Here is a 24,111-nt window from a genome sequence, read left to right as displayed (position 1 = left end):
CCGGAACTCGCACGCAGCGGTCGTCGAAAGAACGGACACATGCACGGCAGGGACGTCGGATGCACCAGAACCAGGAACACACGCAGCACGGCTCAACGCCAGCTCAGGCCCTGGAATTCCCGCAGTGGAGAATCATGAAATGAAGAGATTGTGTATCGGCTTGCTCGCGACGCTGTTCGCCATCAACGCCGCCGCCACCGACCTCAGCCCCAGCGCCGTCGGCGGCGGGGACATCCCGGGCGACTATCCCTCCATCGATTTCTATATCTCGAAGGACGATTGGGCATCCACGCTGACGCTGTCGAACAGCGCCGCCGATCAATCCACCGTCACCATTCATTCGAGCACCACCAAGACCAGCAACCTGGTCGCCGGCAATACCGATTACCCGCTCGACTCGATGACGATCTACAAGAACGACCAGGTCACCTTCGTCTATCAGGCCGCCAAGCAACGCTGGATCGTAACCGCGCCGAACTACACCCCCAACTCCAACGGCGGCAGCGGCAGCATGCCCTCGCCCGCTGTCGGCAAGTACACGCGCTTCGATATCGCCGACGGCGATTGGGCACAGACCGTCACCCTGCCCGCCAGCGCACCGGACAACAGCATGCTGGCGGTAAACTCCACCGCCACCTGGGACAGCAAGATCAACCCGCAGAACCTGCAGTTCGCGAGCACGTTCAACCTGCGCGCAGGCGACCAATACGTATTCGTCTACCAGACCAAGTTCCAGCGCTGGTTCAGCGTCAAGACGCCGGTCACGAGCTTGAACGCCGGCAGCATCGGCGCACAAATGCCTGTTCCGGTCGTGCCCAACACCCAGGTCACGTTCGCCAACGGCAACTGGTCGCCGAACCTCATCCTGCCGGCAACTGCTGGCGATCGCGACCGCATCGGCGTCACCTCCGATGCCACCTGGTCGACCACCATCAGCAACCAGAATCTGGGTACGACCGGCACCTTGAAGCTGTTTCCGGGTGCGCGCTACGACTTCGTTTTCATCAAGGAAAAGAACCACTGGGCGCTGCAATCGAGCCCGAATGTCGTACATACGCCCAATAGCCTGGGCAGCGACCAATTGCCGGACATGCGCACTCCGAGCGTGCGTTTCAACGCGCTCAATGGCAACTGGTCGAAGAAGCTCTTGCTGCCGGTCAATGCGCAACCGGGCGATGAAGTGATCGTCAAGAGCGACGCGACGTTCGGCTTCGAAGTCACCGGGCAAAGCACCGCCTTCGGCACGCTGCCGATCAGCACCGGCGACATCGTGCGATTCGTCCGCGACGGCGCCGGGCGTTGGACGCAGGACACGCGCATCATCACCATGCTGATGGCCTACACCGACCGGGCCGTGGCCCGGGTCGGCGAGTCGGGAGAAAAGATGCGTCTGCTCGAAGGTCTGCGACTGACCAACGAGGCGCTGGAGAACTCCAAGGTCAACTTCTACGTCAAGTCGGTCGGCTACCTTAAACACCAACTGGCGGAAACCAGCTTGGCGGACGCTCTCAACGCCGCACAAACGGACCAGACGGTTCTGGCGACCCGCCAACAACTTTCCGCGGACGCCTTCTACTACGAGGACTACTACAACGCCACCGCGGCTTCGTGCGGCCTCGGCACCCTCCCGGCTGGGAACCGTGAAGCCATGGTCGGCATCGGCGCCCTGGAATGCGGCACCACGATCCTGCGCCATGAGCTGGCCCACAACATGGGCGTCGCCCATGCGAACGAGAACAACGGCGCCACGCCGTATGCCAAGGGCTATCACATGACCAAGGAAATCATGAACGACAACGTGATTCCGTATTACTCGAACCCGCGCATCTACACACCCGACCACGCTGTCGCGATGGGTATCGAGAATGAAATCGATGCGGTGCGCGCCATGAATGAGCGTTCCAAGTTCGTTTCGGAATTCTACTGACCGTTCCGTTCATTACCTCTCCGGCAGGCCGACGAGGCCTGCCGGACAGATCCGCCAGTCAATCGCGAGGGCAACCATGCGCGTTCAACGAAACCAGGCCCTGATCATGGGGCTCGTCCTGACCGGTGCGGCGACGGTCGGTTTGCTGCTGCACTTTCGGATGGACCCGTCGAGCGCGAACGGCAGCCTGCAGGATGCGAGTTATGCCCCGTCAGGCGCTGCATCCGAACAGAGCGGCGCGTCCGCCTCGCATCGCGATGACGATATCCAACGACTCGTTTCCAGGCGCAGTACCTTCTCCCTGGACAGGACGCAATTGCAGGCCGCACTCAGCAAGAAGGCCATCCTGCAACTGGCCGATCCGGACAAAGTGATCGCAGGCAGCCTTCGCCCGTCAGCCAAACAGATCTCCGATGGCCGCCAGTTCATCGCCTACGACCCCTATGCCATCGAATCCAAGAGCGTCGGCGACGACATCGAGGTCTATCTGCCGAACATCGGCCTGACCGCACATGGCGTCATCGACAACGTCGAGGTCAACGGCGACATCATCCGTTGGTCGGGCCGCTTCGAGGACTTCAATTCGACCCAAAGCAGCTTTTCCATCAGCCAGACCATGATCGACGAGTACGCGCTCGGCGTGTTCGAGACGCCGATGGGCACCTTCAACCTTGAAGCCAAGAACGGCCTGGGCTGGATCGTCGATCAAGGCACGGATTTCCATCTGCCGGCCGACGGCAAGGACTACGTCGATTCGAAGGGCAAGCGCTGAGTCCGCCCTACCCTGCGGCAAGACTCAAAACAAAGGCAGGAAGCGCGCTTCCTGCCTTTGCTCTTTGCAATGCGCGCGAACCGCGCCGATCGCGCCGCAGCTAGTCCAGGTAAGCCGGAAACATAGGCAATGCCTTGAAGTCTTCCATCGAATGCTGGATCACCACGCGGGCGCGCTGGTTCTTCACGATCCGCTCGATCCGGTCCATCGACGCCAGGGTCTCGCTGCGGCTGACGTTGAACACCGGCATGCGCTTCTCGGTGCGGTTCTCGTGCGAGTGATACAGGTCGCCCGACAGCAGGACCTGCCCTGACCGCGGCAAGCGGAGCAGCAATACCTGGTGCCCCGGCGTGTGGCCCGGCGCCTTCAGCAAGCGCACGCTGCCGTCGCCGAACACGTCATGGTCGCCGTCTATGAGCATCGTGGTCGCCTGTGCCTGGGTTTCGATCAACTTGAGGTTGGTGCGCGGCGGTGCCGGAACGGACTGGATCCACTCCAGCTCTTTGCGGTTCACGATCCAGGTCGCCTTCTTCAATGCATTCGCATTGCCGAGATGGTCGCCGTGGCCGTGCGAGAAAGCGAAGTAGTCGACGTCGCCGAAACTCAGCCCCAGCCGTCCGAGCTGGGAGGCGACGGTCGTATCGGCGATGGCGCGGTAGAGGGGCAGCTGGGTACCGCCCGCAGGCTCGGCATAGCGGTCGCCCAAACCCGCTTCCCACAGCAGATCGCCTTTCGGGTGACGGATCAGGAAGCACGGCGTCATCAAGGTGCCGGGGTGGCCGTCGTACTCGCCGGTGTCGGCGAACGGCGCGAGATCCTCGAACTGGGCGCGGCCGCAATCCATGGCGTAAAGCCTGATGCCCGGCTCGGCCGCCGGGGCCTGCGAGAACAAGCCGGACAATACGACCGGCAACACGAAGTGCTTCAACAACGATCTCATGACGTTGATCCGAATGCGGAGACGAGTTGGGGTATGCGGCGAAACGGGTGTTGGCGCGTCAGCCGCGTTGGCGCCGTTTGGCCAGCCGTTGTCGTATGAGCAGGTCGGCGATCTCTTTCGCGGATGCGGCCGCCGCCGCGGAACCGGTGCGCAACGCCGTGACGATCGCACCGTCGACCAGCATCATCAGTTGATCTGCCAGATCCGCGGCCGGGCGCACTTGCGCCTCGACCAACAGGCGTTCGAGATAGGCGGTGACCTGCTGCTTGTGATCGTTGGCGACCGCATGCCCGGCGTGGTCGCGATCGGCCAACTCGACGATAGAATTGATGAAGATGCAGCCGCGAAAACCGCTGCTGTTCAAGCGCTCGCCCAGCGCATCGAACACCGCCAAGTGGCGGATATTCGGGTCGTCGGACAAACGATCGACCGCATCGGCTAACCATTGCCGCCAGGCGACGCCGAGCTGGGTCAGGACTTCGGCGACCAGATCGTTCTTGGACGGGAAGTGTTTGTAGAAACTGGCCTTGGCGACGCCGGACTGATCGATGATCGTGTCGATCCCCACCGCACGGATGCCGTGCGTATAGAACAGCTGCGAGGCGATCGCCAGGATGCGTTCGCGCGGGGGAGCCGATGTCGGTGCGCTCGAGGCCATAGGCGCAGCATACAGACAGGTCTGTCTATGTCAATCCCAGGAGCGCGCCCACGCGCGGCAAGCTTCGAACGCCCCTCCCGGCGCGGTTCCGTTACCGGCCCGCGCTCAGGGATAGGCAGACACGAAGTCGTTGCTCAGCTCACCCACCGCTATCGAGAAGGCGCCACTGAGTTCAGGCGACTGGCTCGTGGCCTGGATATCGTATTGAGCGGGGAGTCTTGAAGGACAAGCGTCGAACTGATCGACGTACTCGAAAGCATCCTCTTCAAGCAGAACCTTCAAATCGTCCGCCGACAAACTGCGCCTGACGAGTTCCGTCCCGTCCGCCGCATAGGCGAACACGACCACCGAGTCCAGGCCGGAAGAACTGCGAAGCGCCCGGTCGCTGCCGATGCGCACCTGAAACGCTCGCTTGCATATCAGTCCGTCTTCCCATTCGCTGTCGGGCAGGTCGTAATGAGACTCGTCGGGTTCGGTCGGCGTCGACGCCTCCCGCCGGATGCCCCGGTGCCGGAAACTCAGGCCCGCGTAGCGTTCGAACTGTCGGATCGAGCGATCTTGTCCGAGGCCGTATCGTCCAAAATCGACCGCCTCATGCTCCGATGAAACACCGAGCAGCAGCAGAGAGCGTTGCAACGCCAGGATCGATCGATCCATCGCGCTGCCTTCAATTTCACCGCTCGACTTTCGCTCGTCGGTGTGGTCCTCCCACACCTTCCTGGCTTCCGAGTTGTACTGATGCCAGAGCAGGACGCGATGCGGATGGAAGAAATCGTAGCCGTGGCTGAAAGCCCTGACGGCCATGACGATTTCCTCGGTCGAGAAGAAATGATCCGCATCGTTCATGACTTCCTCGACGAACGCCCCGTCGGAAAACACGAACCCGCCGCTCATGAAGCGAGCCCTCATCGGCTCGGTGCGCTCTTCCCAGCCAGGCATCCTGGCCGCCCGATAGCTCACGACCCCCACCGTGGTGAACTTCCGGACCAGCATCTGCCCGACATGATTCTGGCGGTCTTGCGGGAACAGCGCCGGGTTGAACGAAGGGGGATAGCCGGTCAGCAAGGGTTTCCGGTATTTGCCGCGCAAGGATTCGAGCATGTCGATCATGGCCGCATCCCAGTTCTCGATGAACCGGTGATGCGCATCGATCTGCAAGTTATACCTTTCGCCGTCGTAGTGCCCCTGGATGGCATTGCGCGCCCAACCGCAACCCTTGGTGTCGAGGAAGTGAATATCGATCACTTCGACAATGGCGCCGTCCTTGCCCAGCACATGCACGGCATGCCCATTCCTGCGGGTGCTGCCGGAATGCAAAAATCCGGCATCGACGAAGTCGCCCAGGGCTTCGTCGGTGTCGTGCTGCCAGCAGACCACGACCCTGAGCTCGCCCGGGTTCGACGCATTCGCCACGAGATCGGTCAAGGTGGGAATGAGCTGCCTGTCGCGATAGCTCGGCACTTGCACGAATATTTTTCTTTGGATTTCCATCGTCATCTCTGCATATTCGAATCGGCGGCCCACCGAGAGGCAGGCACCGGACAGGCGCCCTGCCACCCGGATCGGCTGTTGCTGGTCGTCCGATGCCGCGTTATCGCCTAGGCCACGGCCGGAACGCGCATGGCGTCGGTCCGCGGCACCGCTTCCCCTTCAGAACGCGGCCCGATAGCGAGCGCCCCGGCCCTGGCGTCGAGGCGAAGCTCCCAGGCGAGCGCACTGCCGATGATCGTATCGATATCGTCGTACCTCGGAACCCAGCCGAGCACCCGACGGATCTTCGTCGCATCCGCGATCAGCAGCGGCACATCCCCTGCCCGCCGCAGCGCGTCGACCACCGGGATCGGGCCGCCATTGGCTCGCTCGACGGCGCGCACCACCTCGCGAACCGAATAGCCGCGCCCGTAGCCGCAATTCAGCACGACCGACTCGCCCCCGGCCCTCAGATATGTCAGCGCATCGAAATGCGCACGTGCGAGATCGTCGACGTGAACGTAGTCCCTCACACCGGTGCCGTCGGGCGTAGCGAAATCGGTCCCGTAGATCGCCAAGTGCCGACGCTTTCCGGCGGCGACTTCACAGGCGACTTTAGTCAGCAACGTGGCATTGCGGGTGGCGGGGCCGATACGCCCCCGCACATCGCTTCCGGCGACATTGAAATAACGCAGCACCGCAAACCGCAGTCCACTGGCGGCCGCAAGGTCGCGCAGCATCCATTCGCCCATCAACTTCGATGCGCCATAGGGGTTGAGCGGTACCGTCGGCGCCTGTTCGTCGGCGACGCCGGAGGCCGGCACTCCATACACCGCCGCGGAAGAAGAGAACACGAAATTCGCCACCCCGGCTTGCGCGCAACACCACAACAGGCTGCGCGTGGCGCAGGTATTGTCGGCGTAATAGCGCAAAGGGTCGCTGACCGATTCCGACACGACGGTCCGGGCGGCCAGATGGAGAACGGTATCGACCTGGCGCTCGCGCAACAGGCGCAGGACGCTGCCCGTATCGCCGACATCGCCGACCACCAGTTCGGCCCCGATGACGGACTCGGCGAAGCCGGTGCTCAGGTCGTCCAGAACGACGACTCGCTCGCCTCTTTCCACGAGCTGGAGAACTACGTGGCTTCCGATGTACCCGGCGCCGCCGGTCACGAGTATGCAGCTCTTCATGAGCAAGAACGAATTCCCTGTTGACGCCCGCGCCGATGGGCACGTAGCGCCCGCGCCTATCATGTGTGCGAAGCAAACGCAGTTCAACCAAATTCTTCTTTCGTTTAAGGCGGAAATTCAGAAGCGAAGTTTCGTTTCCATCCGCATAAGCAGAAACGCATATTTGAATTGACGCTCCAAATCGCCCCTTGCTAGTGTTCCGCGGCTGGCAAGAAGCCAGCCCATCAAACCAGTATCAAGGAGCGCACAGTGAAGTCGAAGATGATCGTCGGTCCTATGTTAGTAGGCGGACTTATTGCCGCGGCCGCAACGGCCGCAATCGCGGGGGATTCGGTAATCCTCAATGGACGTAAGTACACCTGCACGAACACCTGCAGCGTGACCACGACTTCCACTGGCTTTCGCGTCACCGATTGTTGCGGTGGCCGGGTATCGATGACCATCGAACCCACCTACCCGCCGGAGTGAGCCGTAACTTCACTGGGGTGTTCGACACCCTGACGTGAAGCATCCCGCCGGGCTCCCTTCGGAGTCCGGCACTCATCCAGAGGTCGACCGTGAAACTTCATCCGGCATTCGTCGTCTTGGCGGCAACTTTCCTGGTCGGCTGCTCCGACAAGGAAGGCCAGTCCCCAGCCCCCTCCACTCAAGTCCCGGCAGCGCAGGTCGCGCCCGACTCGAACGGCCCGACCCAGGCGACCAGCGCGCCGGTCTTGACCGATAACACCGGCGGCGCGAACAGCGCGGTCGCAAGCCCATCGCCATCGGCTGCGCCGCCTTCGGCCTACCTACCTGCCGAAAGCAAGCTGTTGGCCGAGGGTGGGCTGGCCACCGAAAGAGCCGTCGCGCTGCTTCAGTCCGACAAGCAATTTCAACAAGCGGCCCGCGCTTTCGATCAAGGCGCCGCGAACAGCCTCGAGGCCCAGGATCTGGCGGCGCACTACAAGGCCGCCGTCGCGCGGGGCCTCAGCAACAAGGAAGTGCTGCGGGATTTCTCCTGCGGCCTGAGCTTGTGCATCGGCTCGATCCGTACGAAATCCGCCGACGACTACACCGCATGGTCCGAACGCTTCGCCAAGGACACCGGTGCGCCGACCTACAGCTTCATGGAAACCACCAAGAAGCTGAGCGAGGGCGAGTACGAAAGCCGGTTCGTGTTCTCGACCGACCCTGGCGCCAACTCCATGACCGCCCCCGGCAAGTCGCGCTAAGCCCCGGCAGCGACGCCGCGCTGACGCAACAGCCCGACGCGAACTGCTTCAGGGCGGCGACGCTTCCGGGATCGGACAAAAAAAACGCGCCGGCAATGCCGGCGCGTTTTTTTCGGCGCTTGTTTCGTCAGAACTTGTAGCCGACCGTGACGCTGTAGCTGCGGCCGAGGATGCTGGCGTAGTCGCTGGAATCGCCAAGGAAGCTGTTCGGGTCGTAGAACGGCTGACGATCGAACAAGTTCTTGACCGTGAAGCCGACGTTGAGCTTGTCGGTCGGACGCCAGGCCAGGCTCAGGTTGGCCGTCCACCACGACGGCACGCCGTCGCACTGCGCTTCCGGCACCGCCAGGAACCCGGCAGTGCAGGTTTCCGGGTTGTTGTCCTCCGCATCGACGCGGTCCCAAGCCCACTTGGTGTGGCCGACGTAATTGACGAAGAAGCTGGTGGTGAACTGGCGGTAGGTCCAGTCGGCGTTGATCGTGGCACGCAGGCGTGGATTGCTGTGATAGCCCACGGTGTTGCCGTAGTACCAGCCGCTCTCATCGTCGAGGTAGGCTTCCTTGCGGCGCGCGATGGTGGCGGCCACGCCGACGTTCAAACTGCCCCACTCGCCCAGCGAGAAGCGGGTGCGGGCGTCGATGTCGAAGCCGTCGACCAGGGTACGGCCGCGGTTCTTGTACTGGCCGACCACGCTGGCCACGTTGCCGACGCTGTAGCCCGGCAAGGTGCCCGGGCAGGCCACGCCGCTGGCCGGGTCGGCGCACATCGCCGCCAACGCCGCCTGCGCGGCGCGGTCGGAGTCGGTGATCGGCGAACGGGCCATCGACACGATGTCCTGCTCCTTGCTGAAGTCCGGTGCGGCGATTTCGTTGCGGCGATAGATGAACCAGTAGTCGGCCGACACCGACAGCCAGTCGAGCGGCTCGAACACGAAGCCCAGGGTGGCGATTTTGGCCTTCTCCGGCTCCAGGTCCTGGTTGGGCTGGGTCATGCGCGCCACGGTGCGGCTGCAATCGGTATTGAGCAGCGAGTTGCCGAGGTCGACGTCGCCGCCGCGGCGGGATTGACGCAACAGGTTGGCGATGGCGTTGGTCTCGGCGCAGCGCAGCTCATCGCGGAAGCCACCGAGTTGGGCGAACACGCCGCCGGTGCCGGACTCGGCCAGACTGGGGGCGCGGAAGCCTTCCGAATAGGTGCCGCGCAACAGCAACTGCGGCAACACCTGGTACTTCAGGCCGATCTTCGGCGCTAGGTTGGCGCTGAAGTTCGGGTACTTGTCCACGCGCAGCGCGGCGTCGAGTTCGAGCTTGTCGGTGAGCGGCGCGACCGCCTCGGCGAACAACGCGTAGGTGTTGCGCTTGCCGTCGAACCACGAACCGCCCTGCTGGGTGATCAGGCCGTTGGCGGCGTCTTCGTTGCCCGGGGTGTAGAAGGTCTCGCGGCTGACGTTGAAGCCGAACGCCGCTCGCACTTCACCGGCCGGCAGGTTGAACAGCGGGCCCTCGATCTTGCCGTCCAGGGTATGCAGGCGGGTCCAGGACTGGATGTCGAAGGTCGGATAAGCCTCGCGCAACAAAGCCGCATTGGCTTCGCTGATCTCGCCGAACTTGTACGCCGGATGATCGGAGATGATCACGCGGCCGGTGCCCGGGTCGACGGTGAACGGGCCGAACGCCTTACGGAAGCCGTCCAGGTTGACGTTGATGGTCTGATACGTGACCGAGTGCGTGCCGGCGGTGGCGAACGCGGTTTCCCAGTTCCAGTCGCCGATGCTGCCGCGCAGGCCGAACAGCCCGCGGTAGCTCTTGTCGGTATTGCGCTGGCCGAAGTAGTTGTCGCCGACATCCTGCAACAGGTACTGCAGGCCCACCACCCCGCCATTGATCGCCCTGAGCTCGGGGCTCGCGTGGTTGTACTCGTTGTTCGGGCCCAGGAAGGGATAGCGGAACTGGTTGACCGCATTACCGGTGTTGCGCGAGAACCAACTGGTCGGGTTGCCGGTGGTGCTGCCGAACGAACGCGGCGTGCCGCCGTTGGCGCGCAAGTCGATGTCGGTATAGGTCAACTCGGCGAAGGCCTCGGTGTTCTCGCCCACCAGGAAATGCCCGTTGACGTAGCCGGTGAAACGTTCGGTCTCGGCGCCGGCATCGATCTCGTTGTTCATCCAGGACTGCCAGATGCAACGCGGGCCGGCGGCTTCGCCGGTGAGCACGTTGTTGCAGCCCGGCGCGGCTTCCTGCACGCGCGCGCCGGTCCTTGGATTGATGGCGAAGTAGGTGCCGGGGTTGAACACGCCCGGCTTACTGCCGGTGCCCAGGCGCAGGTTCTTGAGGTAGTTGGGGTTGTTGACGTAGTACTGGTCGGGACGCTTGTCGTAGAAGTCGCTCAGCGGGATCGCATCGCGGCGGTACATGTTGACCGAGGCGTAGACGTTGTAGCGGTCCTCGTCGAGGTCGCCGAAGCCGGCGGTGATGCTGGCCTGGTGCTCGCCATAGGAATCGATGCGCGAGGACTTGTCGGTGCTCACGCTGACTTCCGCGCCCTGGTAGTTGCGCTTGGTGATCACGTTGATCACGCCGGCCACTGCGTCGGTGCCGTACACCGCCGAGGCGCCGTCGGTCAGCACTTCCATGCGCTCGATCGCCGCGGCGGGAATCGCGTCGATGTTGACGAACTGGGTCTGGAAGCCGGCCGGCGCGCCGTAGTACGACAGGCGGCGACCGTTCAACAACACCAGGGTGCCCTGCGCGCCGAGGCCGCGCAGATTGGCCTGCGAAGCGCCGTCCGAGCCGGTGAACAGCGAACGTGAATCCTGCTGCGCCGGACGCGCGGCCGGCAGGTTGTCGAGCACCTGCAACAGGGTGCGAGCACCCATATTCTCGATGTCCTGCTTGCTGATCACCTGCACCGGCGAGGCGGTCTCCACATCCAGACGGCGGATGTTGGAACCGGTCACTTCGATGCGCGACAGTTCGGTGGTCTTCTCGGCGCCGTCCGTGCTGGTCGTGCTGCTCGGGCCATCCTGTGCGGCAGCGAAAGAAACGTGACCCAGCAGCGCGGCGGCGAGGGCCAACGACAACGGGGTGGCGGTGATGCGGGATGGGCGATTGGCGCGTTGACGGCGCGGGCGGCGGCTTGCGGGCAACATCGGAACTCTCCTGGCGGATCTGCGGCGCGGATGGCGGACGAAAGGCAACAGCGATCCCGGGCCGCGGCCGTACGGCCGCAGTCGGTTTGAGCGGGGGGAGGAGCGGTGTTACGTGTTCGGTGTTCGGTGTTCGGTGTTAGGTGTTAGGTGTTAGGTGTCGCGTGTTCGGCGTTAGCGGTTCGCTGTCGTGTATTCGATGGCGTGTGTCGGGTCTTGGCGGTTCGGTGTCACGAGTTGGATCGGTTCATGGCGGGAGGATGCTGACGCTGTCGCCCTCCTCGCCGACCAGCGCGGCATTGGCCCAGTTCGCACAGACCTGGGTGGGTTGGCTGCCCTGCGCGCCGAGCGTGCGCAGGCTCAGGGAAGACAGACCACGGATGTCGAGCTCCGGTTTGACCACGCCGGGCGCTTTCACCAAACCGCTGTCGTAGAGCAGGCGGTCGTCGCCCCAGACCTGGAATTGCAGGCCACCGGCGGCGCGGCAGGCGTCGTCGATGCCGAGGTCGGCGCGCAGCAACCGCCACTGGCCCTGCAGGCGCAGGTCGATCCGGCTGCTCGGGCCGACGCCCAGGCCACGGCGGAACAACAGGCCGTTCATGCGCAGCGCAGCGTCGCCACGGAAGGCATGGTCGGCGCGCACTTGCCCGGCCAGCGCGGCCGGCAACGGCAGCTCGGAGAGATAGCGCTGCTGTGCCGGCCGCTCCGGTTGCTGGTGTTCGAGGATGTGGAAACTCGACAGCGCGATCGGGCCGACATCGCGCGGTTGCAAGGCATCGACCGCGCGCGCCGCACCGTTCTGGGCGGCCGTGACCATCGGGTCGGTGCTGGATGCGCCATCGCCCTCGGGGTTCTGCACGCTGAGCACGCGGAAGCGCAGCAGTCGGCCGGCGCGAGCCGGGAAGTCGATGCGCTGCAGTTCCTGCTTGAGCTGCAGGCGGCCGCGCGCGATGGGTTCGCCCCATTCGCCGTTGCTGTCGCCCAGGTACACCTCGTAGTCGCGTACTTGGCCGTGCTTCCAGTTTTTGTCGTTGCGCGGTGCGAGCTCGATGCCGTCGATCAACTTGCGCTCGCCGAAACCGATGGTCCACTCGTGCGCGCCGGTGCGGACGGCTTGATTACGCACACTGCGGAACCAGGTCTTGGCATCGTCGTCGAAAGCGTTCTCGAGCGCATGGCCGGGTTCTTCGGCGGGACGATTGACCACCAGCAGGCTGTCGGCCGGCAAAGCGCGGCCCTGGGCCGGCGCCGCCGGGAACGCGTCGTCGGCCGCAGCCGCGGCGACGGCGATATCCAGCGCCAACTCCAACGGCTTGCGGATGTCGGTGGCGGCGGTACGCACGTGCACGCTGCCCTTGCGCTCGGCGGCATCGAAATACCAACCTTCGCTTGCCGCCTGCAGCGCAGCGGCATCGGCGAGTTTCGGCAAGGCGCGGCCGTCCAGCGAAACCGCACGTGGCGCTTGCCGGCTGAGCACGCGCAAGGCATAGCGGCGCTGCGGCAATTGAGCTTGATACTGCCCCTGCACGGCGTCGATCCGCACCGTCACCGGGCCGCTGCCCTGCGCCGGCGCGCTCATGCGCACTTGTTGAGTGCTCGACTCGCCTTGCTCATGCCGACGGGTATTGCCGTCGTCCTCGTACAGCGCGTACTGCGAATCGCCCTGCGGGTACAGGTCGAAGGTGATTTCGTCGAGCGGCTTTTCGCCATCGAACAGCATGGCCGGGTACATCGGCAGGATCGCGCCGGAACGCACGAACAGCGGCAGCGTTGCGAGATCGACCTGACGATCGAGCTCGCGGCCGGCGGCGCCGGCCTGCACGCTGCGCCCGTCCCAATAGTCGATCCATCTGCCGGCCGGCAGATGGATGCCGCGCCGCCAGCCGCGGCTCGCGGCCTGGCTGCGATAGACCGGAGCGACCAACAAGTCGCGGCCGAGCAGGAACTGATACTTGTAAGCCTCGTCCTGCGCGTGCGGGTCTTGCGGGTAGTCCCACATCAGCCCGCGCACCGGCGGCGCGCCGGTCTGCGCGGCCTGCTGCGCCAGCCCGTACATGTACGGCGTCAGGCGCATCTTCAGTTTCAGATAATCGCGATTGATGCTGCGGTAAGGCTCGTCGAACCACCACGGATGCTTGCGCGCATTCGACGACCAGCCCGACATCCCCATCAGCACCGGAGTGAAGGCCTTCCACTGCAGGTCGCGGGTATAGGTCTCGGCGCTGCCGCCGAAGATCGCGTCGACGTCGCCGGTGGCGTAGGCCATGCCCGACAGCCCCGAGCCGATCAGGGTCGGAACGTGCCAGCGGATGTAGTCCCAACTCGCGCTCTGGTCGCCGGTCCAGGCCACCGCATAACGCTGGATGCCGGCCCAGCCCATCACCGTCCACAGGAACGGGCGCGAATCGGAGTTGTGCAGGATGCCGTTGAACGCCGATTGGTTGGCGTCCATCGCGAACTGATAGCCCTTGCCGGTCCAGGCCACATCGAGCTTCTGCACCCGGCTGCCGGCGGTGCCGACCTCCCAGGCGATCTTGTCGACGCCGTTCTCGGTCCACAGGCCGGTGCGGAAACCGTACTTGGCCAGGCCCTTCACCGTTTCGGGCAGTTGCTTGTAGCCGCAGCCGTAACCGTCGTTCGGCAGGATCCAACCGCCCGGCATGTCGTGTTCGCGGTACTGGCGTGCCACGCTCTCGACCACGTCCGGCGTGGTGCCGGTGGGGCCGTCGTGCCAGCCTTCCGGCACGGTGCCGGGCTTCTTGCCGTTGTCGCCGTCGTTGTAGCAATCGGCATCGCCATACGACAACGCCCAACGCGCGAGCAGGCCGGGACGGCCGGTCAAACGGGTATAGCGTTCGAGCAGGCGCGGCAGCTCGCCGACGAAGTAATACGCGTCGAAGCGATCCTCGCGGTGCAGCAAGGTGGCCTGGTCGGACTGGCGCAAGTCGTAGCTGCCATCGCTCCAGGTGTTGCGCAACATGCCCCAGCCGCGGGAGCTCAGCAGCATCGGCGCCGGGCTCGGGCGGTCGCCCTCTTCCCAACCGCCGGAATAGGACACTTCCAGTTCGCGGCCCTTGAACTGGTAACGGCCATTCTGCTGACCGCCGCCGTAGAAGGCCTCGTCGGCTTGCGAAGACAGCACTTGCACGCTCTGCGCCGCATCGAGGTCCAGCGGCTGCAGTTCCTGCCACAGCGGCGTGCGGCGCTCGCCGTCGATCCGTTCCAACCGCAGCTTCAGCGGTTGCCGTTGTATATGCAGCACCAGCGCACCGGTGCGCACGCGCACTTCGGCATCGTCCTCTTCCAGGGTGGCGGCGACCTGGGTGGCCGGCTGCGGCAACACGATCGGCGCGGCCTTGTCGCCGGCCGGCGCCAGCTTGCCGCGGCGCCCCGCCTGCACGCGCACGATGTCGTCGGCCAGAACCTCGATGCGCAGCAGGCTGCCGCTGTCGGTGCTCAACTCCCAGCTCGGCGTCGCGCCGGCAGCGGCGCGGATCGCGCGCAGGTTGCCGACCGGTTCGGCGGCGGCCGGCAACGCCGAGGCCATCAGCGCAGCCAGGATCGCAATCGACAGTCGCGGACGACACACGCGGAATTCCACCTTACCCCCAGGCCCGCTCGGCGGGCTTCGAAATGTGCTGCGGCCGACTCTAGGGCAGGCTTTCGAAAGCTGTCAATGAATTGAAAGAAAAAAGGAAGAATTTATTCGGTAAAACGAAAGTTTGTGCAATGCAATACTTTCCAAACAAGTCAAAAACCCCTGTTAATACCGCAACGAAAGCCAATTCGATCGAATCTTTCGTTTTAATTCAGCGGCACCGGTCACGACACAAATATGGCCGATTTCTTTTGTTTTACTTTCGATAATTGACTTTCCGAAAGAAAACACAGATCGTGCCCTCGCTCAACAGGAATCCTCCATGGACCTAACCCCACTTTCCGACTCCTCCGCCTGGCAACGCCTGGGCGGAGCCGACACCGCCGCCGAGATCGCCCAGCAACCGGCCTTGTGGGATCGCCTGGCACAGGACTTGGCGCAGGCACGCGAACGCGTGCAGGCCTTCCTCGGCGACTGCCTCGACGACCCGCGCCAGCGCGTGCTGTTCACCGGTGCCGGCAGCTCGGGCTTCATCGCCGACATGGTCGCCGACCGCATCAATGCGCAATGGCCGGCCGAAGTGCGCGCCGTGCACACCACCAGCCTGCTGACCCATCCGGCGCTGTACCTGCAGCGCGACCGCCCGACCCTGCTGGTGTCGTTCGCCCGCAGCGGCTCCAGCCCGGAAAGCGTGGCCGCGGTCGAGGTGGTGCGCGCCGAAGTCGAACACGCGCGTTTCCTCGACATCACCTGCAATCCCGAAGGCGAGCTGGCCCGCCGCGGCGCCGGCCGCGACGACACCTGCACCCTGCAGATGCCGCCGGCCAGTTGCGACCGCGCCTTCGCCATGACCAGCAGCCTGAGCTGCATGCTGCTGACCGCGCTGAGCGTGTTCGACACCGCGCCATGGCCGCAGCGCATCGAGCGGCTGCCGCAGCTGGCCTCATCGGTGCGCGAGGGTCTGGCGCAGTGGGACGCGCCGGCCGCGGCGCTCGCGCAGCGGCCGTTCAACCGCGTCATCTATCTGGCCAGCGGCCCGCTCGAAGCGTTGGCGCGCGAAGCCGCGCTGAAGCTGCTCGAACTCACCGCCGGCCGGGTGCTGGCCTTGGCCAACACGCCGCTGGGCTTCCGCCATGGCCCCAAGTCCACGCTCGACGGCGACACCCTCGTCGTGGTGGTGCGCAGCGCCCACGCGCTGGCGCGCCGTTACGAACAAGACCTGCTGGACGAACTACGCCGCGACGGCGTGGCCGGACAAGTGCTGGCGATCGGCCCGCACGCCGACATCGGCGCCGACGACGACCACAGCTTGCGCGTGCCGCCGCTGGACGACACCTGGCTGGCGCCGGTGTGGCTGGGCTTCGCGCAGATGTACGCACTGCAGCGCTCGGCCGCGCTCGGCCTGACCCCGGACAATCCCTTCCCGGACGGCACCGTCAACCGGGTGGTCAAGGGCGTCACCATCCACCATGGCTGAAGCGCTGCCCTCCGCGATTTGCTACGGCATCGACATCGGCGGCACCAAGATCGAGCTGGTCGCCTGCGATGCCGCATTGGAAGTGCGCCACCGCCTGCGCATCGCCACCCCGCAAGGCGACTACCCCGGCTTCCTGGCTGCGCTGGAAGAGTTGGTAGCCGCAGCCGATGCCGAACTCGGACTCGTCGATACCGCGATCGGCATCGCCCTGCCCGGCGTGCGCGATCGCCGCAGCGGCCGCCAACTCAGCGCCAACGTACCGGCGCTGACCGGCGAAAGCGTCGCCGCCGACCTGCAAACGCGGCTGCGCCGTCCGCTGCACTTCGGCAACGATCTGCAATGCTTCGCTTTATCCGAAGCCCATGGCGGCGCCGCCGAGGGTTACCCGAGCATGTTCGGCGCGATCCTCGGCACCGGCGCCGGCGGTGGTTATTGCCTGCACGGCCGGCTGGTGGTCGGCTTCAACGGCCTGGCCGGCGAATGGGGCCACTGGAGCGTGCCCGCGCATCTGCTGCAGCGCCACGGCCTGCCCGTGCTCGACTGCGCCTGCGGCCTGCGCGGCTGTATCGAACGCTATGTCTCCGGCAGCGGCCTGGTCGCGCTGCATCACTACTTCGGCGGTGCCGCCGTCGATGCCGGCGCGGTGATCGCCCTGGCCGAAACCGGCGATGCACGTGCACGCGACGTCCTGGCCATCCATCTCGACCTGCTCGGCCACAGCCTGGCGGCCTTGGTGTTGGCGCTGGATCCGCACGTGATCGTGCTCGGCGGCGGCTTGTCGCAACACGCACCGCTGTACGACGCGCTGCCGTCCGCAGTCGCCACGCATTTGTTCATTGGCGTGCAGGTGCCACCGATCGTGCCGCCGCGCTTCGGCGGCGCCGGCGGCGCCCGCGGCGCCGCGCTGCTGGCCTGGCGGCCGGCGCTGTCCTGAGTTTCTCCGCTCCTCACGAGCAGCACTCGTCCTGAGCACCGTTCGTCTTGAACCGCGTTGGAGTTCCGCCATGTCGCCCGTGCAATCGCTGATCGCCTCCCATCGCCAGGGCCGCAATGTCGGTCTGTACAGCGTGTGCTGCAGCAACGAGTTGGTGCTGCGCGCCGCGATGGACGTGGCCCGCCGTCATGGCACCTTGCTGCTGATCGAGGCGACCTCCAACCAGGTCGACCAGTTCGGCGGTTACACCGGCATGACCCCGCCGCAGTACCGCGACTACGTGCTGGCGCTGGCGCACGATGAAGGCTTCCCCGCGGAACGCCTGGTGCTCGGCGGCGATCATCTCGGCCCCAACGCCTGGCAAAAGCGCCCGGCAGAGGAAGCGATGGCGCATGCGCGCGTGTTGATCGAAGCCTATGTCGCCGCCGGCTTCCACAAGATCCACCTGGACTGCAGCATGTCCTGCGCCGACGATCCGACGCCGCTGGCGGACGCCACCGTCGCCGCGCGCTCGGCCGAACTGGCGCGCATCGCCGAACGCACCGCCGCCGCGCACGGCCTGTCGCCGCCGGTGTACGTGATCGGCACCGAAGTGCCGGTGCCCGGCGGCGAAGCCTCGTTGGCCGCCGGCCTGGCCGTGACCACCCCGCAAGCGGCCGAACAGACCCTGGCCATTCACCGCGACGCCTTCGCCGCACCGGACTTGGCCGCCGCCTGGGAGCGAGTGATCGCGATGGTGGTGCAGCCCGGCGTCGATTTCGACCACAGCAGCGTGCACGACTACGACGCTGTCGCAGCCGCGGCCCTGGCCGATTTCCTCGAACGCCAGCCGCGCATCGTGTTCGAAGCGCACTCCACCGACTACCAGCGCGAAGACGGCCTGCACGCGCTGGTGCGCGACCACTTCGCCATCCTCAAGGTCGGCCCGGCCGCCACCTTCGCCTACCGCGAGGCGCTGTTCGCGCTGGCCGCGATCGAAGCCGAACTGCTGCCGCCGGCGCAATGCTCGAACGTGCCGCAGGTGCTGGAGCGCTGCATGCTCGACAACCCGAAGCACTGGCAGCAGCACTACCACGGCGACGAGCGCGAGCTGCACCTGCTGCGCCTGTACGCACTCAGCGACCGCTGCCGCTACTACTGGGGCGAACCGGTGCTGGTCGCCACCGTGCAACGCTTGTTCGACAACCTGCGCGCGCATGCGCCGCCGGCGTTCCTGCTCAGCCAATACCTGCCCGAACAATACCGCGCAGTGCGCGCCGGCACCTTGGCCAACACGCCCGAGGCCCTGGTCCGCCACCGCATCGGCCTGTGCCTGGACGAATACGCCCGCGCCTGCGCTGCGAACACTGCCGGCGAGCGCGCGCCTGCCACGGCCGACGCTGTGGCGAACGGCTAATCTTCGGCTTTTCCTGCGGATCCAGAGATGGCCATACGCAATACCCGCTCACGCCGGCAGCAGATCCTGCAATGCCTGATCGAGCAGAACTCGGTGCAGGTAGCCGAGCTGGTCGAGCGCTTCGACGTGTCGGCCGTGACCATCCGCGCCGACCTCAGCCATATCGAATCGCAGGGCCTGGCCACCCGCACCCACGGCGGCGCCACCCTGGTGCGCACGCCGCCGCTGGAACAGGACATCCACGAGAAGGATGCGCTGAACCTGCCGCTGAAGGAATGCATCGGCGCGCGCGCCGCGCAACTGGTGCAGGCCGGCGACAACATCATCATCGACTCCGGCTCCACCACCATGACCCTGGCCCGCCACCTGCGCGGCCATCGCGACGTCACGGTGATGACCAACGGCCTCAACATCGCCTGGGAACTCGCCAACGCCCCCGGCGTGGACGTGCTGCTCACCGGCGGATCGCTGCGCAAGCAGTCCTTGTCGCTGCAAGGCAGCCAGGCCGAAGCCAGCCTCAACGCCTACAGCTTCGACACCTTGTTTCTCGGCGTCGACGGCCTGGACCTGCAGTTCGGCCTGACCACTCACGATGAAGCCGAAGCGCGCCTCAACCACCGCATGGTCGAGCGCGCCCGCCGCATCGTGGTACTGACCGACGCCTCCAAGTTCGGCCGGGTCAGCCTGCACCGCATCGCCCGCCTCGACCAGACCCACGCCGTCATCACCGACGCCGGCATCGACGACCGCTACCGCGACGGTCTGCAACAACGAGGCATCGAATTGATCATCGCCGAGCCACTGCCGTGACCGAACTGCAGCACCTGCAAGGCCGCATCCTGACCGCCGAGGGTTGGCGCCGCGGGCGCATCCGCTTCGATCACAAGATTCGTGCGATCGAAGAGGGTCCGGTCGAAACAGACGTCGACGGCGACGAACTGATCGTCCTGCCCGGCTTCATCGACCTGCACGTGCACGGCGCCGCCGGCGTCGACCTGATGCAAGGCGGCGACGCCGCACGCACCATCGCGCGCACCCACGTACGCCACGGCACCACCGCGTTGCTGGGCACCACCATGACCGCCGCCGAGGCCGACATCGTCCACGCCCTGCGCGGCCTGGCCACCGCCATCGCCGAACCCGACCCGGACGCGGCGCAGATCCTCGGCGTACACCTGGAAGGCCCCTTCATCAGCCCGCAACGCCTCGGCGCGCAGCCGCCGCTGACCGTCGAAGCCACCTTCGAATCCGTGCAACGCCTGCACGCCCTGGCGCCGATCCGGGTACTCACCTTGGCGCCGGAAATCGGCCGCCACACCGAACTGATCCCGTTGTTGAACACCCTCGGCATCCGCGTCCAGATCGGCCACAGCGCCGGCACTTACGAAGAAGGCCTGGCCGCACTGCGCGCCGGCGCCGCCGGTTTTACTCACCTGTTCAACGGCATGACCGGCGTCGACCACTACCAACCCGGCATCGCCGCGGCCGCCCTCGCCCACGCCGAATACGCCGAACTCATCCCCGACCTGCAGCATGTGCATCCAGGCGCGATCCGCCTAGCACTACGCGCCATCCCGCGCCTGTACGCCGTCACCGACGCGACCGCCGCCACCGGCATGCCCGACGGCGAATACGCCCTCGGCTCCCAACGCGTGCACAAATGCCTCGGCTGCGTGCGCCTCGCCAGCGGCTCGCTCGCCGGCAGCGCACTGACCATGGACCAGGCACTACGCAACCTGGTCGAAGTGGGCCTGGACCTCGCCGACGCCGCGCATCGCGTCTCTACTTTCCCCGCTGACTATCTGGGCCTGAGCGACCGCGGCCGGCTGGAACCCGGCGCATGCGCCGATATGGTCGTGTTGGATTCGCAGTTGCGGGTCGTGCGGGTGGTGGTTGCGGGGCGGGCTGTCGCACTGGCCTGATTCGATCTATTGCTGCACAACTGCTTCGCCTGTCAGGCAGCACGGGTCGGAGATGATGTCGCCGAACAGGCTGGTGGTGACAATGATCTCGAACTGCTCCGGACGCGTCACCAACTGCATGCAGGTGTTGTCGACGCTCATCTCGTTGCACTGGAGGTCTGGATACTGCTGCGCCACCTCGCGCGCGGTCCTCAGGAACAGGCCCGAGGTCGACTTCAGGATGTTGGCCTTGTGCACGACCACGACCTTCTTGCGACCGGTCTTGGAATGAGTTTACGGGGAGGCGACACAAAAAATCGGCGCCCACCAAGGGCGCCGAGTAGAGAGAAGTTGGAGGGCGGGCGAAGCCTTGCCCGCCCCCGACTTTTTCGCTGCCGGTCAGGGCAAGGTGTTCAACGTCGCCCGCACCGGCCTTGAGAAGTTGAAACCATCGTGCCGGTCCCAATTGACCGACCAGGTCATGACGCCGCGGAAGGTGGGATAGGCCTGCTGCGGCCGGATGGTTCCGCAACTCTGCAGCCGCGTCAGGCAGTTCAGGGCATTGGCGATCGTGGTGGACGACGCCTGTCCGCTGTTGGCCGAGGAAGGTCCCGAGGGCAGTCCGAACGCCACTTGGTCCGGCCGCAGGCCGTTGAAGACGACGCCGGTGTTGTTGTTGCTCCTGAACCCCTCGATCAGCATCAGGCTGGCACCGACCAGCATGTCGACCGAACCCTCGGGCAAGCCGTTCTGGCTGTACGGCGAATACAGCGCGCCGTTGTTGTAGTACTGCACGTGGATCAGGTCCAGCTCCTGGCGCAGTCCGTCGATGATCGGCAGATAGGCGCCCCAGATTCCGCTGTACGCGACAAAGCCGCCCTGGACATACGGGTGCTCGGGCGCCATCGACAGGTAGAACGACGGACCGATGCGCGTATTGAGCTGCTTGACGGCCGTGACCAGGTTGGTCTGCACGGCCGCGCCGTGGTAGACGCCCGCACCGCTTTCCAGGTCGATGTCCACGCCGTCGAAACCGTAGTAGCGGATCAGGTCCTCCATGCTGTTGACGAAGTTGGCGACCTGCGTCGCATTGTTCAGAGTCACCGTGCCGTTCTGGCCGCCCAGCGACAGCACGACCTTCTTGCCACGCGCGCGCGCCGCGGCCACGTCGGCCCTGAACTGCGCTTCGGTTCCGGCGCCCGGATCGACCGTGAAGCTGACGGCGCCGTTGCCTGCATCGTCGCCGAAGGCGACCACGATGACGTCGAAGTCGTTGGAGACTTGGCTGATCGGGAAGGTGGGACCGGATGGATTGGTGAAGTTGTGCCAGTACCCCACCAGCGCATGGCGCGGCAGGGCGCCACCGTCACCACCGGCGCTGGTGGTCGCGCTGATCTGCGTGCCTTGCGCCGAGGCGTTGCCGGCGTTGTCGCGGGCGCGCACGCGGAAGGTGTAGGCCGTGGACGCGGCCAAGCCGGTGTTGCTGAAGGACGTACCGGCAGGCGAGCCCACCAGCGTGCCATTGCGGTAGACATCGTAGCCGGCGATGCCGCTGCCGCCCGCGTTGTCGGTGGAGGCGTTCCAGCTCAGGTTGACGGTGGACGACGTCACCGACGTCGCGACCAGTCCGGCCGGCACGCTGGGTGCGGTGGTGTCGGGCGTGGTCGTATTAACGGTGATGTTCGCCGCTGCCGACGTAGTGGTGGCGCCCGCATTGTCGGTGGCGACCGCAGTGATCGCGTAGCTGCCCGCGGCCGCATTGGTCCAGGTCGCGCTGTAGGGGGACGTGGTGTCGATGCCCAGCGAAGTGCTGCCACGGAAGAACTGCACCTGGGCGACGGTGCCGTTGGCATCGGCGGCATTCGCCGTAGCGGTGATGGTGGCGCCAACAGTGAAGGTCGCGCCGTTCGCCGGTGCGGTCAGCGCGACCGTTGGCGGCGAGTTGCCGCCAGCGCTGCAGGCGCCCAGATCCTGGTAGTAGCCGCAGCTGGGACAGTGCGTGGGCGGTGTATTCCAGATCGACATAGTCGCCTGGTACAGCCGCCCCTGATAGACGAGCTTGCTGCCCGCGTTATAGATGGTGGCCGCGTTCCATTCGGCGATCCCCGTGCAGCTGACGTTCTGCGCGTGCGCGGGCGACAGCCAGGCCGCCAGCAAAAAGCCGGACAGCAAAATTCCTGTCAATCGGATGCTCATTAGGTGTGTTCTCCAGATACCTGGTGGATAGGGAAGGAGGCCGGCGCGGATGCGCCAACCTTTTCGAGCCGCGCGGCAAACCTGCTGCGGCGCGGCCGTTCCCCCCAGAGAACAATGACGATCGTTACGCGGCCAGTTGCTGATCCGCGCAGTGCGCTGCATGCATGTGCAGCGCTATAGGACGCTGCCGACTGTGGTGCGCGACGACCCGCCTGTCAAGTTGGCGATTTCCGATTAATGCGGCGCTCGTCACGGTGATGACAACGGCTTGAACATCGCCTGGGAACTGGCCAATGCCCCCCGTGGACGTGCTGCCCACCGGCGGAACCGGCGTCTACCACTACAAACCCGGCATCGCCGCGGCCGCCCCCACCCACGCCGAATACGCCGAACTGATCCCCGACTTGCAACACGTGTACCCCGGCGCCATCCGCCTCGCCGTGCGCGCCATCCCGCGCCTGTACGCCGTCACCGACGCCGCCAGCATGCCCGACGACGAATACGCACTGGGCTCGCAGTGCGTGCACAAATACCTCGGCTGCGTGCGCCTGGCCCGCGGCTCGCTCGCCGACAGCGCACTGACCATGGACCAAGCCTTGCGCAACCTGATCGAAGTGGCCTGGACCTCGCCGACGCCGCGCATCGCGTCTCGCGTCTCGCGTCTCGGCCTTCCCCGCCGACTACTTGGGCTTGACCGATCGCGGTCGGCTGGAGTCTGGGGCCTGCGCGGATTTGCTGGTGCTGGATGCGCAGTTGCCGGTTGTTCGGGTGGTAGTTGCGGGGCGGGCTGTCGGGCTGGCTTGATTCGCTCCCTTGCTGCCCAACTGCTTCGCCTTTCAAGCGAGCGTCTCCAGCGGCATCGCGAGGTTGATTACTAGGTGACCGATTACTGTTCGCGAGCGAGCGGAATTGGGGACGGCCGCGCAGACGACCCGACATCGGAGCACCGCTGTAAAAGGCAGAGCATCGGGCGAATCCCGTAATTTGACAAAACATCGGGTGATTAAAACGCGTCGTTCAATGCCATTCGAGCTGCTGGGTCAGCGCAGGAGAGCGCAACTCCGCGAGTGCGAATAGGGTCGCCAGAGGAAGTTTGATACCTAGCTGGCTAGAACCGAGTCTAGACGGCTGTAACCCTCTTGATAGGCTCTCCTGGGCTAGTGCCAGTGTCGCCTCCCCGTAAACTCACTCCAACCCTAACCAGAGGTCTCCAGGCAAACTAGCCCCAAGGAGACCCAGATGCGCAAGAGCAAATTCACCGAGAGCCAAATCGTCACGACGCTGAAGCAAGTC

15 protein-coding genes and 2 pseudogenes are annotated in these 24,111 nt (G+C 65.3%); 9 read left to right on the top strand and 8 right to left on the bottom strand.

Annotated features, from left to right (window positions below; genetic code table 11):
* The first annotated feature begins 139 nt into the window (after window positions 1-139).
* The gene (gene cpaA / locus ACTOWK_RS20725) at window positions 140-1,927 is read left to right on the top strand and encodes a metalloendopeptidase CpaA (RefSeq protein ID WP_441331979.1); all 1,788 of its coding nucleotides are present in this window, start codon (window positions 140-142) and stop codon (window positions 1,925-1,927) included.
* Window positions 1,893-2,699 carry a metalloprotease secretion chaperone CpaB gene (cpaB, locus tag ACTOWK_RS20720; RefSeq protein ID WP_441331978.1) on the top strand — a complete coding sequence of 269 codons (807 nt, stop codon included), beginning with the start codon at window positions 1,893-1,895 and terminating at the stop codon, window positions 2,697-2,699. The genes cpaA and cpaB overlap by 35 nt, the downstream gene beginning before the upstream one ends.
* Window positions 2,700-2,799: 100 nt before the next feature.
* On the opposite strand, the gene ACTOWK_RS20715 is transcribed toward cpaB, so the two are convergent.
* From ACTOWK_RS20715 to galE, 4 genes are all read right to left on the bottom strand, one after another.
* On the bottom strand, window positions 2,800-3,639 hold the full coding sequence (locus ACTOWK_RS20715) for an N-acyl homoserine lactonase family protein (protein WP_441331977.1): 840 nt from the start codon (window positions 3,637-3,639) through the stop codon (window positions 2,800-2,802).
* 58 nt (window positions 3,640-3,697) lie between these two features.
* Window positions 3,698-4,297, bottom strand: coding sequence for a TetR/AcrR family transcriptional regulator (locus ACTOWK_RS20710; protein ID WP_441331976.1), 600 nt, complete (start codon window positions 4,295-4,297; stop codon window positions 3,698-3,700).
* Between the two features lie 105 nt (window positions 4,298-4,402).
* On the bottom strand, window positions 4,403-5,794 hold the full coding sequence (locus ACTOWK_RS20705) for a GlcNAc-transferase family protein (protein WP_441331975.1): 1,392 nt from the start codon (window positions 5,792-5,794) through the stop codon (window positions 4,403-4,405).
* Between the two features lie 101 nt (window positions 5,795-5,895).
* Window positions 5,896-6,960 carry a UDP-glucose 4-epimerase GalE gene (gene galE / locus ACTOWK_RS20700; RefSeq protein WP_441332005.1) on the bottom strand — a complete coding sequence of 355 codons (1,065 nt, stop codon included), beginning with the start codon at window positions 6,958-6,960 and terminating at the stop codon, window positions 5,896-5,898.
* A gap of 557 nt (window positions 6,961-7,517) precedes the next feature.
* Here galE and ACTOWK_RS20695 point away from each other — a divergent pair.
* On the top strand, window positions 7,518-8,171 hold the full coding sequence (locus ACTOWK_RS20695; RefSeq protein ID WP_441331974.1) for a hypothetical protein: 654 nt from the start codon (window positions 7,518-7,520) through the stop codon (window positions 8,169-8,171).
* A gap of 127 nt (window positions 8,172-8,298) precedes the next feature.
* On the opposite strand, the gene ACTOWK_RS20690 is transcribed toward ACTOWK_RS20695, so the two are convergent.
* Together ACTOWK_RS20690 and ACTOWK_RS20685 are read right to left on the bottom strand one after the other, a co-directional pair.
* Window positions 8,299-11,250, bottom strand: a complete 2,952-nt coding sequence (locus ACTOWK_RS20690) for a TonB-dependent receptor domain-containing protein (RefSeq protein WP_441332004.1) — start codon at window positions 11,248-11,250, stop codon at window positions 8,299-8,301.
* 313 nt (window positions 11,251-11,563) lie between these two features.
* The gene (locus ACTOWK_RS20685) at window positions 11,564-14,863 is read right to left on the bottom strand and encodes a TIM-barrel domain-containing protein (protein ID WP_441332003.1); all 3,300 of its coding nucleotides are present in this window, start codon (window positions 14,861-14,863) and stop codon (window positions 11,564-11,566) included.
* 373 nt (window positions 14,864-15,236) lie between these two features.
* Between ACTOWK_RS20685 and ACTOWK_RS20680 the strand changes: the two genes are divergently transcribed.
* From ACTOWK_RS20680 to nagA, 5 genes are all read left to right on the top strand, one after another.
* On the top strand, window positions 15,237-16,391 hold the full coding sequence (locus ACTOWK_RS20680; RefSeq protein ID WP_441331973.1) for an SIS domain-containing protein: 1,155 nt from the start codon (window positions 15,237-15,239) through the stop codon (window positions 16,389-16,391).
* Window positions 16,384-17,325 carry an ROK family protein gene (locus tag ACTOWK_RS20675; protein ID WP_441331972.1) on the top strand — a complete coding sequence of 314 codons (942 nt, stop codon included), beginning with the start codon at window positions 16,384-16,386 and terminating at the stop codon, window positions 17,323-17,325. Before ACTOWK_RS20680 ends, ACTOWK_RS20675 begins: the two co-directional genes overlap by 8 nt.
* 70 nt (window positions 17,326-17,395) lie before the next feature.
* Window positions 17,396-18,721, top strand: a complete 1,326-nt coding sequence (locus tag ACTOWK_RS20670; RefSeq protein ID WP_441331971.1) for a D-tagatose-bisphosphate aldolase, class II, non-catalytic subunit — start codon at window positions 17,396-17,398, stop codon at window positions 18,719-18,721.
* Between the two features lie 33 nt (window positions 18,722-18,754).
* Window positions 18,755-19,531 carry a DeoR family transcriptional regulator gene (locus tag ACTOWK_RS20665; protein ID WP_441332002.1) on the top strand — a complete coding sequence of 259 codons (777 nt, stop codon included), beginning with the start codon at window positions 18,755-18,757 and terminating at the stop codon, window positions 19,529-19,531.
* Window positions 19,528-20,643, top strand: a complete 1,116-nt coding sequence (nagA, locus tag ACTOWK_RS20660; protein ID WP_441331970.1) for an N-acetylglucosamine-6-phosphate deacetylase — start codon at window positions 19,528-19,530, stop codon at window positions 20,641-20,643. The genes ACTOWK_RS20665 and nagA overlap by 4 nt, the downstream gene beginning before the upstream one ends.
* A gap of 39 nt (window positions 20,644-20,682) precedes the next feature.
* Here the strand turns inward: nagA and ACTOWK_RS20655 are convergent.
* Together ACTOWK_RS20655 and ACTOWK_RS20650 are read right to left on the bottom strand one after the other, a co-directional pair.
* Window positions 20,683-20,904: pseudogene (locus ACTOWK_RS20655) on the bottom strand (isocitrate/isopropylmalate family dehydrogenase); the annotation flags it as partial.
* A gap of 117 nt (window positions 20,905-21,021) precedes the next feature.
* The gene (locus ACTOWK_RS20650; protein WP_441331969.1) at window positions 21,022-22,818 is read right to left on the bottom strand and encodes an Ig-like domain-containing protein; all 1,797 of its coding nucleotides are present in this window, start codon (window positions 22,816-22,818) and stop codon (window positions 21,022-21,024) included.
* Window positions 22,819-23,138: 320 nt separating this feature from the next.
* On the opposite strand from ACTOWK_RS20650, the pseudogene ACTOWK_RS20645 reads away from it, so the two are divergent.
* A pseudogene (locus ACTOWK_RS20645) lies at window positions 23,139-23,622 on the top strand (N-acetylglucosamine-6-phosphate deacetylase); the annotation flags it as partial.
* Window positions 23,623-24,111 lie beyond the last annotated feature (489 nt).

The organism is Lysobacter sp. CA196, from assembly GCF_052078695.1.
Lineage (GTDB): Bacteria > Pseudomonadota > Gammaproteobacteria > Xanthomonadales > Xanthomonadaceae > Lysobacter.
This window is presented reverse-complemented; position numbering and strand designations above follow the sequence as displayed.